The sequence below is a fragment of the Kitasatospora sp. NPDC049285 genome (assembly GCF_040678815.1).
Lineage (GTDB): Bacteria > Actinomycetota > Actinomycetes > Streptomycetales > Streptomycetaceae > Kitasatospora.
The window spans coordinates 15,495-28,570 of the sequence record NZ_JBFAQR010000057.1 but is presented as its reverse complement, the minus strand read 5'-3'; the positions used below and the strand labels follow the sequence as shown (position 1 = coordinate 28,570).

Here is a 13,076-nt window from a genome sequence, read left to right as displayed (position 1 = left end):
GGACGGAGACCGCGGGCTCCAGTCGCAAGCAGGCCGCCGGCCCGTCTGCCGACGGGAACGGTGGAGCGCGGGACGGTGATCGACTTTCCGGGTTCGGGGCCGAGGTGCCGGTGGCGTCTCGTAACCTCGACCCCATGGACCACCCAGTCCCGCACCGTTCCGACGAACTCCCCGACTCTGCTGCTGCGTTGTCGTCGGCTGGTGACGGTGTCTGGCAGCGCCTCGCCGCGTACTCCTATCTGAGTGCTCCGGAGCGCCTCGAGTACGTGGCCGTCATGCGGGTGTTCTGCTCGACACTCCTCGCGGACCTCGCCGTGCCGGAGGTGGTGGCCAGACTCGCGCGGGATGCGGTGTGGCACGGGCAGCTCAGCGTCGATGTGGTGACGGCGCGGCTGGAGCAGTTGGTGAAGTGGGGGAACCTGCTGCGCAGCAGTCACACGGTGAAGGCTGCCAGCATTGCCGAGTACCAGCGTTCACGCGCTCGGTACCAGCTCTCGAAGCTCGGCGAGCAGGTGCAACGCGATGCCGAGGAGGTGCTGGCGAGCGCCGATGCTGCGCGCGAGGTCAGCAGTGAGCTGCTGGCCCTGGTCGACCGCGGGCTGCGTGAGATCGCCGATGCCGTCGGCCGGCCGGGTGGTGCCGATCCGCAGGAAGCGCTGGAGAAGGTCAGCACGTTGTTCGTGCAGTTCGCCGAATTCGCCGAGTCGGTACGGGACTTCTACGCCTACCTCGGCCAGGTGCTGGCCCGGTACGACCTCGACGGCGCCGAGTACCAGGGGTTCAAGGAGCTGCTGCTGGACTACGTGGAGGCGATCACGGAGGAGGTCTCCTTCCGGTCGCCGAGGATCGCGGCCACCCTGGGCCGGCTCTGGCCTGACCTGGAGGAGTTGCTGAAGTTGATCGGCGCGCACGCCTCGGGGTTGGGCGCGCTGGGCAACGGCCTGCCGGAGATCCGCGTGCAGCGCAGCCGGGGACGTGAACTCGCCGACTGGGAGGCGCTGCGCGACTGGTTCGTGGACACGGACGGGCGCGGCAGCCAGGTCGACCAACTGCGGGACGCGACGTTGCGCGCGCTGCAGTCGCTGCTGGCCAACGCCAAGCGGATGCTGCGTTCGGCGGCGGGAGAGATGTCGCGCCGTCGGGACCTGCTGCGCCTGGCGGCCTGGTTCGACGCCGCCGACCCCGAGGAGGCGCACGACCTCGCGGTCGCCGCCTTCGGGCTCTACAGCGCACGGCACCTCGGCCTCGCCCCGGACCCGGACGGCACCGTGCCGGCCTACGTCAGCTGGTGGAGCGGCCCGACGGTCGAGGTGCCGGTGGCCCTGCGCGAACGCGGCAGCCGGGCACCGCGCGGCCGGGCAGCCGCAGTCGAGGACCACTCGGAGCAGAAGGCCCGGCTGCTCGCGGCGGCCCGCGAGCAGGCCGCCGCCCGGCGAGAGGCGGCCGACGAACTCCGCAGCGTCGCCGACCGGTTCGGTCAGGTGCGGCTGAGCGCCCCCGCCATGGCACTGCTGCTGGAACTGCTGACCGCGGCGCTCGGCAACTCGACGCTGCGGTGGGCCGACCCGCCCGCGCCGCACGGGTTCGGCCTGCAGGACGCCCACGCTGTCGAAGCCGAACTGGACCTGCGCCTGACGCTGCGCCGGGTACCGGGACACACGACCGTGCTGCGCTCGGTCGACGGCGACCTCGCGGTCGACGACGTCGAGATCGGGATCACCAGCGCCGAAGTGCCGGGCTCGGGCGGCACGGTCGAGGAGGTGAGCGCCTGATGGCGCTGCCCTCCTCGCACGATGTCGCCCTTACCGCCGAGCGGCGCAGCGCCGCCCGGCTGCTGCTGCGCCACCCGCTGGTCACCGCTGACGGGCCGCACGCCGACACCTTCCCGCTGGTGCGCCGGCACGCGGACTGGCTGGTCCAGCGGTTCCAGCAGGTCCTGGGCTACCGCCTGCTGGTGGAGGCGTCGTACGCGCGCCTGTTCAAGGCGGGCCTCGGGCCGGGCTCCGGCCACCGGATGGAGCGCTCGACCGGCACGCCGTTCACTCCGCGCACCTACGCCTATCTGGCGCTGGCCCTGTCCGTGCTGGTGACCGCGCCCGAACAGCTGCTGCTGTCCCGGTTGGTGGCCGACCTTCGGGCGGCGGCGGCCGACGCCGGCCTGGTGGTCGACGATTCCGGCCGGGCGGTGGAGAAGCGCACCCTCGCGGCGGCCCTTCGCCAACTCGTCCTCTGGGGCGCGTTGACCGAGACGGAGGGAAGCGTCGGCTCGGTCGCCGCAGAGCAGGACGGCGAGGCCCTGTTGACCGTCAACCGGGACATCGCCCGCTCGATCGTGGCAGGTCCGCTGAGCCACAGCAGCGACGGCGCGGACCTCGTCCTGCGCGCTGCCGACCCCGGATTCGGCGGGCCGCGGACCTACGTGCGCCGGCAGCTGGTGGAGACTCCTGCCGTCTACCTCGACGAGCTCACCGACGCCGAACGCGAATGGCTGCGCACCCGCCAGCGGCGAGAGGCCCAGGCCTTCGCCGAACTACTCGGTCTGGAAGCCGAGATCCGCGCCGAGGGCATCGCCATGATCGACCCGGAGGACGAGCTGACGGACCTTCAGCTCCCCGGTACCGGGACGGTCGCGCAGGCCGCGCTGCTCCTGGTCGACCGCCTGGTGAGGCGGCTGCGCCCCGAGGGAGCGGGGCACCCGGCGACCGGCGGCCGCCTGACCGTCGGCGTACCGATCCCTCCGGGCCTGGTCAGCGAGCTGGTCGACGAATTGCTCGACCAATACGGACAGCGCGCGAACTGGCACCGCGGATACCTGGAGGACCCGTCCGCCCTGCGCGCTGACGCCCTCGAACTCCTCAGCCGCATGCGGTTGGTGGCCCGGGCGAGCCGATTGCGCTCCGACGGCCACGGGGTGCCCCCGCAGTACCAGGTCTCGGCCGGCGACGGCCGGGCAGTCACCGACGTGTCCGCGGCCCGGCCCGGCGCCACCGACGAGTGGGTGCTGCTCGCCGCCGCCGCCCGGTACGCCACGGCCGTCTCGATCAAGCGCACCGATCGACGGCCCCCGCAGAGCGACCGCAACGGAGAGACCCCCTCGTGAACCGGATCCAGCCGCTCCCCCAGCACACGGCCCCGCACCGCTTCCGGCTCAACCGGGCCGGGATCCTCAACGTCTGGCAGTACGACCGGCAGGAGTTCCTGTTCGGCGGCGGCCGCCTGCTGCTGCGTGGGAAGAACGGCGCGGGCAAGTCCAAGGCCCTGGAGATGCTGCTGCCCTACCTGCTCGACGCGGACGCGCGCGCCCTCGACGCGACCGGGACCGGCCGCACCACGCTGGCCTGGCTGATGCTCGACGGCTTCCAGCAGACCAACCGCCTCGGCTACCTTTGGGTCGAGTTCCGCCGGGTGGACGAGGACGGCACCGAGCACCACCTGACGGTCGGCGCAGCGGTCAGCGCGTCGAAGTCCACCAACTCGGCCAAGCCGTTCTTCTTCACGACCGCACTGCGGGTGGGGGTGGGCCTCGACCTCGTCGAGTCCGGGCAGCCGCTGCCGCTGGAGCGGCTGCGGGCCGCCGTCGGCGCCGAGAACGTGCTGGACCGGCCCGCCGACCACCGGGCCAGAGTGGCCCGCGAACTGTTCGGACTGGCTGACGCCGCCCGCTACCGCAACCTCACCCAGTTGCTGCACCGGCTGCGCCGCCCGACCACCGGAGACCGGATCGAGTCCGGCGGCCTGGTGACCGTCCTCGGCGAGACCCTGCCGGCGCTCGACGAGGACGTGATCGACAACGTCGCCCGCAACCTCGACGACCTCGACAGCGTCCGCAGCGACCTCGGGCGTCTGGAGCGGACGGACGAGGCGCTGCGCCGGTTCCTGGGCAGCTACCGCGGCTACCTCCAAGGGGCCCTGCGCCGACGGTCGAGCGAGGTCCTCACCGAGCTCCACACGCTCGCCGAACGCAGGCTCGCCGCGGGAGAGGCCACCAGGAAGGTCACCGCGCTGCGCACCGAGGAGTCCGAGGCCGCCGAGCGACGTGACGAGCTGGCCCAGGAGCACGCGACGGCCGAGGCCGACCTCGCCACCCTGCGGGCGAGTTCCGGCTACCGGAGCCTGCACGAACTGGGCGAGCGACGCCGCACCGTGGAGGCGATCCAGACGACGGCCCGGGCCACCCACACGGCGCTCGGACGGGCCCACGACGCGCAAACGGCCGCCGGGGCCGCGCTCACCGCGGGAGCGGAGCGGACGGCGCGACAACTGCGCGAGCTCGGCGAGGCCCACCGCGAACTGTGCGGGCAGGCCGAACGGTCCGGACTGGCACCGGCGCACCTCGGCGATCCGGTCGGCGGCACCGCCTCGGTGCTCGCCGCGGCGGCCGAGCAGGAGGTCACCGATCCGGACGGCGGCACCGCCCTGATGCACGCCGCACGGGTGGAGGCTTTCGACACCTCCGGGACAGCGGCCTCCCTGCGCTCCTGGAGCACCCGGCTCGCCGCCGCCGAACCGGTGGTGAAGACCCGGCTCCGTACCGTCTCGGAACTCGCCGGCCTCCTCGACGGGCTGCGCGAGGCCGAGACGATGGCGCGGGAGGCGGACACCGAGCACGACCGCCTGGAGGAGCAGGCCCAGGCCCAGGCCGCCCGGGTGGCGGAGCGCGAGGCGGCGGTCGTCACGGCGAGCGCGGCGTACGCGGCCGAGGTCGGGGCGTGGGCGGACCGACTGGAGGAGCGATCGGGGTCGCCGGCCGACGGCGTGCGCGCCGCAGTAGGACGCGACACCGCGGCGGAAGCGTCCTTCGAGGACCGCACACTGCCCGTCTCGGTCGCCGAGGAGGTGGCGTCCGCCGCGTTCCGGGCGCTCGAACCGTACCGGCACGACCTGGAGGACCGGCGTGAACGAGCAGCGCTGCGCTCACGCGACCTCACCCGGGCGCTCGGAGCCATCCGCGCGGAGAAGGCCGACTGGGAGGAGCGCAGCGACCCGGTCCCGCCGAAGCCGCCCCACCGCGACGCCCCCCGATCCCCGCACACCGGCGCCCCGCTGTACCGGCTCGTCGACTTCGCCCCGCAGCTGAACGAAGCGGAACGAGCCGGTATCGAGGCGGCGTTGGAGGCATCGCGAGTCCTCGATGCCTGGGTCGGCGCGGACGGCGTACTGCTCGACCCGCTCACCCAGGACACCATACTCACCGCCACCATGCCCGCCGTCGGCCCGTCACTCGCCGAGGTGCTGCACCCCGTGCCCACCGGCGACAGCGGCGTGACCGCGGCGCAGGTCGCCCGCATCCTCGCTGCCGTCGCCCTGGTACCGGCCGGCGTCCCGCTCGGCACGGCAGCGGGCGGGGCGGTGAGCGTGGACGGCCGCTGGCGGCTCGGCGTCACCGGGGGCGCCCACACCAAGCCGGTGGCGGAGTACGTCGGCGCGGAGGTCCGGGCACAGACCCGCCTGCGCCGAATCGCCGAACTCGCCGAACGCCTCGCGGGACTCGAAGAGGAGACACGCGCCGCACAGTCCGAGGTGAAGGAACTCACCAGGCTCCAGAACGACTTCGAACTGCTGCGGCGTCCACCGCGCGATCAGCAGCTCACCGGGGCCTGGGCACGCCTGGAGGAGACCGAGCGGGTCGCGGCCGACCTACGACAGCAAGCCGCGACGGCGGCCCGCATCGCCCAGGACGCCCGCTCCGCCTGCGTCGACGCCCGCCGCCGCGCCGAAGCCACCGCCACCGCGCATGACCTGCCGGCCGACCGGGACGCGCTGCTCACCGTACGGTCCGCGCTGGAGGCCCTGGCCGACGGCACCCGACGACTGCGCGGTCGCGTCGACGCCACCGCCGATGGCCTCGCCGCCCACCGCGACGAACGCCGCAGCTTCGAACGGGCCTGCACCGCCCGGGAGGAGGCCGAACTGGAGTACGCGCGGAGGGCGGGCGACCTGGCGAAGGCCCGCCGGGAGATCCGCACACTGGAGAGCACGGTCGGAGCGACCGAACAGGACATCCTCAACGAGGAACAGGCCATCGTCCGACGCCTCGACGAGATCGGCCAGGCGCTGCCCAAGGCGAGGCGCACGGCCGAGCACCTGCACGACGACGTGGTACGCGGCGAACTGGACGAGCAGACCAGGCGCGAGGAGCTCCAGGCGCAGGAGGCCGAGGTGATCCGGTGCGGACGCGCCCTGCGGACCGCCCTTGCGACACCCGACATCGTGCGCGGCGCGGCACTGGGCGCGCTCACGGGCGAACTGGAGATCCCGGACCCGACCCAGGAGGACGCCAGAACCAGGCTGCGAGCCCTGCAGACCCTGGTCGAGGCGGTGCAGCGCGGCCTGGACCCCGAGCGCCGCGACGTCTCCGACACCACGCTGCTGAACCGGTTCAACGAACTGCGCGACCAACTCGCCGGCGGCTACGACGCGACCCTGGAGGAGCCCGACGGCATCAAGGTCTGCCGGCTCGTCGACGACACCGGCCCGCACGACGTGGCGCTGGTCGGCGAACGCATCGCCAGGCAGGCCGACGACGCCCGGGCCCGGCTCACCGACCGCGAGCGGGAGGTCTTCCAGCGCTTCCTCACCGGAGAGCTGGGCGACCACCTGTCCACCCAACTGCTCGCCGCAGGAACCCTGGTCGACGCGCTCAACACCACTCTGCGGTCCGTCCGCACCTCGCACGGCCTCGGTGTGGAGCTCGACTGGCGGCTGGCCGACACCGTCGACGCGGACATCCGGGCGGCCGTCGAACTACTGCGCAGCCCTTCGGCTTTGCGCACCCGCGAGCAGACGGAGCAGCTGAGGGAGGTGCTGCAGCGCCGCATCGAGGACGCGCGCCGCGCCGACCCGGCCGTGGGCTACGCCGCGCACCTGCGGACGGCGCTCGACTACCGGACGTGGTTCACCTTCCAACCGTGGGTGCTGGACGACACATCCACCGCCCGGCGACGCAAGTTCACCGGACGGACGGGCCTCAGCCAGGGCGAGCAGCGGGTCCTCTCCTACCTCGCACTCTTCGCGGCCGCCGCCGCCCACTTCACCACGCTCGCCGAGACCGCCCCACGGGCACCCCGGCTGATCCTCCTCGACGACGCCTTCGCCAAGGTCGACGAGCCGACCCACGGCCGGCTCGGCCGCATCCTGGTGGACCTCGACCTGGACTTCGTCCTGACCAGCGAACGCCTGATGGGCACGTGGCCCGATGTGCCCGCACTCCAGATCTACGAGTGCCTGCGCGACCCGCACGTGCGCGGTGTCGCCACGCTGCACTACACCTGGAACGGACGCAACCGCCGTCTGGTGACCGTGTGACGCTGCCGCCGCAGACCCGCGAGTTCCTGGCCCGGCCGGACCTCGCCCGGATGTGGACAGCGGTCCACCACCGGCTGGAACGCAACGGACTCCAGCCGAACGGCAGCATCCGGCTGACCGACTGCACCGCAGCCGAGCGCGAGTCCCTGTCCCTACTGCTCGGCCGCCGGGTCACCGCCGCCACCGCCACGATCCGGCTGGCCGACCTGGAGAGCAGGCTGCGAGCCACCGCGGCAGGCTGCGGACTGGTCGCGGCCGTCGAACAGCTGGGGATGCCTCTGACCGACCGCCGGGCGGCACGGGATACCGGACGGCAGGAGCGGGCCGCACTGTGGACGGCAGCCGAAGCGGCGGTCGCCGCATCCCCACTGGCCGGCCAGGACTGGGTGAGCGGCTGGCTCGACGACCTGCGCCGCACCGGCGTGCTCGGCAGGCTCGCACCCCAGGACGCGGCGGGCCTGCTTCACCAGGCGATCCGAGTCCTCGGCCTCCTCCGGTCCGACCGGGGAGAGGAGGCGGTGCCGTACGGCCGCGGAGAGCTGGCGACCCGGGTGACCGGCACGGCACACGGCCTGGACGACGACACGGTTCTGTCCCGACTGGTCCTGCGCGGCCTCGCGCGGGCCACGGGCAGCGAACCGCCCGAGCACGCGCCCGGTCGGCGAGCCCTGTGGCGAGCCGCAGCCGTCGTCCCCGACGAGGTGTCAAGCACCGTGCTCACCTACGGCCTGCGTCCCGTGGGCCACGGCTGGCGCGAACGGGCACTGCGGGAACGGGCCGATCACCACGCCGAATCCCACCTGACACTGCGTGAACTGCGCGAGCTGGACGTCGTACCGCCCCCGGACACGCTGGTGCACATCTGCGAGAACCCCCGAGTGGTCGAGGCCGCAGCCGAGGCCCGCTGCGGGGGCGCCCTGGTCTGCACCTCGGGCAGCGCCTCCACCGTCGTCCTCGAACTCCTCGACACCCTCGCGGCCGCCGGCCTGCGGCTGCGGTACCACGGTGACTTCGACTGGCCCGGCATCGCGCTCGCCAACCGCATCATCCGACGCTACTCGGCCCTGCCCTGGCGGATGGCGGCCGAGGACTACGAACAACTCGCCGCCCAGGCCCGGGACCAGGGCAGCCCCAGCCTCCCGCTCGTCGGCACCCGGGTGGAGGCGAGCTGGGATGCCGACCTCGCCGCCGCCATGACGGTACTGAACGTGGCTCTGCACGAGGAATCGGCACTCGACAGGCTCGTCGCCGACCTGGCACCGGGGAAACCCTGACCACGGGACCAGCCCCCAGGAGTGCACGAGTCAGTTAGGACGACGGACCGAGCCCGGCGGCAGCGGGCTCGGTGTGCGTCGAGGGCTTGTGGCTGTGGTCGCGTCGGTGTCCCGGAATACGCTGGGCGGCCATGGACTGGCCGGAGCGGGTGGCGAAGCTGAGACGGTGGACGAACAACGACGTTCGGGCGCCGCACAAACCGCTCCTGTTGCTGTACGCGCTGGGCAGCTACCAGCGCGATGCCGACGGCGAACTGAGGTACAGCGCGGTCGAGGAGGAGCTGAAGCGGCTGCTCGACGAGTACGGGCCGTCCCATCCGACCACCCCTGCCTACCCGTTCCACCATCTGGTCAGTGACGGCGTCTGGGAGGTCAGGACCGACCAAGGGATCGGGAGCCCCGGAAGTGGTGTCCGCATTCTCCGCTCCAGCGGCGCAGCCGGAAGGCTCGCGCCCGAGTTGCGGACGGCGCTGAGGAAGGAGCCGGCGCTCCTGGGCCGGCTGGCACGGGTGCTGCTGGACTTCCACTTCCCGCCGTCGCTGCACACCGACCTGTGTGAGGCCGTCGGACTCGACCTGGACCTGGCCGAGACCGAGGGCGTGACCGGAGACGTCCCGGGTGGAAAAGGGCGAGCGGCGCGTCGGCAACGGGACCGGCGGATGCGTGAACTCGTCCTGACCGCCTACGAGTTCCAGTGTGCCTTCTGCGGCTACGACGGGATGCTGGGCACGAGCACGGTCGGCCTGGAAGCAGCTCATGTGCGGTGGTGGTCCTACGACGGGCCGGACGAGGTCGACAACGGACTGTGCCTGTGCTCCTTGCACCACAAGCTCTTCGACAAGGGTGTCCTGGGCCTGGGGGAAGAGCGCCGCATACTCGTCTCACAGCGCTTCGTCGGACGCAGCGAGGCCAGTAGGCAGCATGTGCTCGCTCTGACCGGACGGCCGGTCATCGGCCCGCAGGCGGGGATTCCACCGGTCGCGGGCCGACACCGGAAGTGGCACGCCGAACAGGTCTTCCGCGGCGCGCCCCGAGAATCCCCGACCCCGACGCACGCCGTCTGAGGGGCGCTGTCCGATCGCTGATCCGTCAGCGTTGATGACCACGTGCTGTCCGACTCCGCTCCGCACGGCTCGGACCAGGCCGTACGGAACGGACGGCACCGGGCGCCCCGCGCGGAGTCAGTGAGTGGACATCAGCCGCGGCGGCCGTGCCCCACCTCGATCCGCTCCGCGCGCTGCCCGGTGACCAGCTCGCGCAGCTTGGCGCGGGTCTCCGGGTCCGTCGAGTACACGACCGTGCCGATCATTCCGCGGGTCAGCAGCACCTTGTAGGTGTTGCGGATCAGGCGGTCGATGTCGGCGTCGCTGGTGGACTTGCGGAAGACCGGGTCCTTGGAGGCCGTCCGGTCGGTGACCCAGTGGTCGGTCCGCCAGACGAGGTCCGGCCCGAGGATGACGCCGCTCCAGTCGTACTCGAAGCCCTGGGCGGTGTACACGCAGCCGACTTGGCCGAAGCCGGCCGGGTCGGTGGCCCACAGCGCGGCGGGCGGCGCGCCCGCGATCGAGCGCTCACCGTAGACGTTCCACGGGCGGGCCCAGTCACCGATGCGCACGTCGAGTGGGAGCGGATCACCTGGGGCGACCTTCGTGGTCCACTTCCAGCAGTACCCGGCCGACATGCGGGCGCCGTAGCCCTCCGCGCGCCGGGCGTCGAGGAACGCCTCCAACTCCGCGGGGCTGCCCACGACCTCCAGGACGACCTTGCCGTCGGGCTCCCAACCGACGGGGCCGCCGGGCTCCAGGCCCAGCAGACGCACCACCCAGCGCAGGTAGGCGTCGCTGCCGCCGCAGCGGAACTGACTGTCCAGCTCCACCACTTCGCACTCCAGGCCCTTCACCGCGGCGGCCGCCCTGATCTGGGCCACGGTGCCCATCTCTCCCGGCCGGACGACCTGGTGCTCGTCCAGCAGGAACACCGGCACCCGGGCAGCGTCGATCAGCTCCTCGATCTGGGGCTTGCCGGTGCGCTGGGCGGCCCGGGTGTACCGGTTCGCCGACGTCTCCCGGATCCGGTGGGCCTCGTCGCAGATCAGCACGTCCAGCCCGTTGCGCTCGGCGGACATGAAGCTGTTGAAGTACTTGAACAGCTCCTGCACTTGACGCTTCCGCGCCCCGGCCACCCGGCGCATCGTGGTGGTGAACGAACTGGACCCGGTCGCGTGCAGGGCAGTGACGCCGCGCCGGTACAGATCGCCGAGCAGGGACAGCGCGATCACGCTCTTCCCGGTGCCCGGGCCGCCCGTGATGACGACCACCTGCTTGTGGTCGGACTGCTGCGCCCGGCGCACCGCCCGCAGCACCAGCTCGTAGGCGACTCGCTGCTCGTCCAGCAGGACGAACTGCTCGCGCTCGCGGACCTCCTCGGCGGCGACCGCCATCAACTGCTTGGACGGGGCCACCTTGCCCGCGAGCAGCAGGTCCGCCGCCTCCGCGCCGGAGACCGGCTTCAGCCTCGAGCGCAGGTACTGGACGAACTCCCCGCGGCGCTCGGCGGTGAAGAGCCGGCCGCGCTCGTCCTGCGGCACCTCGTAGAGGCCCTGGACGCCGAACTCCGTCGCGTTGTGGAGGAAGGCCACGCCCGACAGCCGCTCAGGATGGGCGGCGAGCGCGCCGTTGAAGGAGATCAGGTAGTCGCAGTAGCCGCGGACCTGCTCGATCGGGTTCAGCACCGGCCGGGTGTACGCGTCGACCCGGCACAGCAGCGGCTCTCCGTCCTCCGGGAGCGCGCTGCTCCACTGCTTGAGCTCGACCACCACGTACGACGGTTCGCCCGTGACCGGGTGGACGCCGGCGAGGACGACGTCCGCGCGCTTGCTGTTCAGCGGGAGGGAGTACTCGAGGAGCACCTCCACCATGCCCAGTCCGGCGTCCAGGAGGGCGTTGGTCAGCTCGGGGATGCTCAGCTCCCAGGAGCGCACCTCGGACGGGCTGGGCTTGTGGCCGTGCTGGTGGACGAACTGGTCGATGAGACGCACGAAGAGTGATCCGGCCAGCCTCTCGGCGGCGACCGCGGACGCGGAGTCGCGGAACAGCAAGACATGCTCCCAGGCAGCACGAAGTGACTCGTGCGGGTGGGGGCATGTCCTGGGAGGGAAGCCCGGCGGGCCGCGCTGATGACTGGACCAAACCTACAACGGAGCATCCGCGCCTGTGCCCGAACACTTGAGCTCCCATCAGCATGGTGGCCGAGAACGGGTGAGGGCCACGACAGCTACGAACGGAGCGGGGACAACCGGAGACGCTCCGGGGACCGCGCGTCGCTCCCACACCTCGCGCTGGTGTCTTTCGGTGAGCGGACAGCGCGGGCTGTCTACCGTCTGACGCGCAGCGACGGCCATCGCCGGGCGACTGGGGGTCAAGGGGTCGCAGGTTCAAATCCTGTCGTCCCGACAGTGATGTCGGAAGGCCGTCGGCCGGGAGAAATCCCAGGCCGACGGCCTTTTACATGACCGGGCGTCTATGGACCATGAAAACTGGTTCGCAGACTGTTTGGACCATTTTGGGACCAGCTCCTCGATTCCCGGAGCCAGCCCTCCCCCATCGGACCACGACGGGACCAGCCGCACCACGACGATCGGGCACCCGACACGCCGTCAGCAACCAGGCAGGTCAAACGCTCAGATCGACAACGAAGTGCCAGAACCCGGTCGGGACCCGGCCTGCGCTCACAGGACATCGGCAAGGAACTGCCGCAGACGCGGGCTGCGCGGGGCGTCGAACAGCGCCTGCGGTGAGCCGGATTCCACCACCACCCCGTGGTCCATGAAGGCCACCCGGTCCGCGACCTCGCGGGCGAAGCCCATCTCATGGGTGACCACCACCATGGTCATGCCCTCGCGACCGAGCTCTGCCATAAGGGCGAGCACGCCCTTGACCAGCTCGGGGTCGAGCGCGGAGGTGGCTTCGTCGAAGAGCATCACCCGGGGAGCCATCACCAGGGCGCGGGCGATGGCCACCCTTTGCTGCTGGCCACCGGAGAGCTGTCCGGGACGGACCTGGGCCTTGTGCCGCAAGCCCACCAGGTCGAGTTGGCGCAGCGCGGCCTCGTTCGCCTCCTCCTGAGCGAGTCCGCGCAACTTGCGCAGCGGAAGGGTGAGGTTGCGCAACACGCTCAGGTGGGGGAAGAGGTTGAACTGCTGGAACACCATGCCGACCTGCTGGCGCAGCAGGTTCGGATCGCGCCGCAGCACGCTCTCGCCGTCCAGCAGCACGTCGCCGCGGTCGGGCTCCAACAACCGGTTGACGGTCCGCAGCAGCGTGGACTTGCCGGAGCCGGAGGGGCCGATGACGCAGAGCGTGTGGCCCCGCGGCACGTCGAGGTCCACGCCGCACAGGACCGGGTTGCCGCCGAGTGACAGGTGCAGGTCCCGGGTGGCCAGGCTGACCGGGGAGAACAGTGCACCGGTGCCCGCGGGCGCGGTGTCGGTGGGTTGTT

At 72.0% G+C, this 13,076-nt stretch carries 7 protein-coding genes; 5 read left to right on the top strand and 2 right to left on the bottom strand.

Annotation, left to right across the window (positions count from 1 at the left end):
* Positions 1 to 134: 134 nt before the first annotated feature.
* The 5 genes from AB0K51_RS27850 to AB0K51_RS27830 all read left to right on the top strand — a co-directional run bounded on the left by AB0K51_RS27850 (position 135) and on the right by AB0K51_RS27830 (position 9,643).
* Positions 135 to 1,772 carry a TIGR02677 family protein gene (locus AB0K51_RS27850; RefSeq protein WP_363459902.1) on the top strand — a complete coding sequence of 546 codons (1,638 nt, stop codon included), beginning with the start codon at positions 135 to 137 and terminating at the stop codon, positions 1,770 to 1,772.
* Positions 1,772 to 3,100: a TIGR02678 family protein gene (locus AB0K51_RS27845; protein WP_363459901.1), complete on the top strand. Its 1,329-nt coding sequence runs from the start codon at positions 1,772 to 1,774 to the stop codon at positions 3,098 to 3,100. The genes AB0K51_RS27850 and AB0K51_RS27845 overlap by 1 nt, the downstream gene beginning before the upstream one ends.
* Positions 3,097 to 7,305 carry a TIGR02680 family protein gene (locus AB0K51_RS27840; protein ID WP_363459900.1) on the top strand — a complete coding sequence of 1,403 codons (4,209 nt, stop codon included), beginning with the start codon at positions 3,097 to 3,099 and terminating at the stop codon, positions 7,303 to 7,305. Before AB0K51_RS27845 ends, AB0K51_RS27840 begins: the two co-directional genes overlap by 4 nt.
* On the top strand, positions 7,302 to 8,579 hold the full coding sequence (locus AB0K51_RS27835) for a TIGR02679 family protein (RefSeq protein ID WP_363459899.1): 1,278 nt from the start codon (positions 7,302 to 7,304) through the stop codon (positions 8,577 to 8,579). Before AB0K51_RS27840 ends, AB0K51_RS27835 begins: the two co-directional genes overlap by 4 nt.
* A gap of 131 nt (positions 8,580 to 8,710) precedes the next feature.
* A complete protein-coding gene (locus tag AB0K51_RS27830; RefSeq protein WP_363459898.1) occupies positions 8,711 to 9,643 on the top strand; it encodes a phosphorothioated DNA-binding restriction endonuclease in 933 nt (310 codons plus the stop codon).
* A 131-nt stretch (positions 9,644 to 9,774) separates the two neighbouring features.
* Here the strand turns inward: AB0K51_RS27830 and AB0K51_RS27825 are convergent, their stop codons facing one another.
* Together AB0K51_RS27825 and AB0K51_RS27820 are read right to left on the bottom strand one after the other, a co-directional pair.
* Positions 9,775 to 11,676 carry a DNA/RNA helicase domain-containing protein gene (locus tag AB0K51_RS27825; RefSeq protein WP_363459897.1) on the bottom strand — a complete coding sequence of 634 codons (1,902 nt, stop codon included), beginning with the start codon at positions 11,674 to 11,676 and terminating at the stop codon, positions 9,775 to 9,777.
* A 630-nt stretch (positions 11,677 to 12,306) separates the two neighbouring features.
* Positions 12,307 to 13,038: an amino acid ABC transporter ATP-binding protein gene (locus AB0K51_RS27820; protein WP_363459918.1), complete on the bottom strand. Its 732-nt coding sequence runs from the start codon at positions 13,036 to 13,038 to the stop codon at positions 12,307 to 12,309.
* Positions 13,039 to 13,076: the final 38 nt, after the last annotated feature.

Excerpts from the sequence above, each read along its gene's own strand:
- AB0K51_RS27850 (WP_363459902.1), top strand. The coding sequence starts at position 135 with ATGGACCACCCAGTCCCGCACCGTTCCGACGAACTCCCCGACTCTGCT.
- AB0K51_RS27830 (WP_363459898.1), top strand. The coding sequence starts at position 8,711 with ATGGACTGGCCGGAGCGGGTGGCGAAGCTGAGACGGTGGACGAACAAC.
- AB0K51_RS27845 (WP_363459901.1), top strand. The coding sequence starts at position 1,772 with ATGGCGCTGCCCTCCTCGCACGATGTCGCCCTTACCGCCGAGCGGCGC.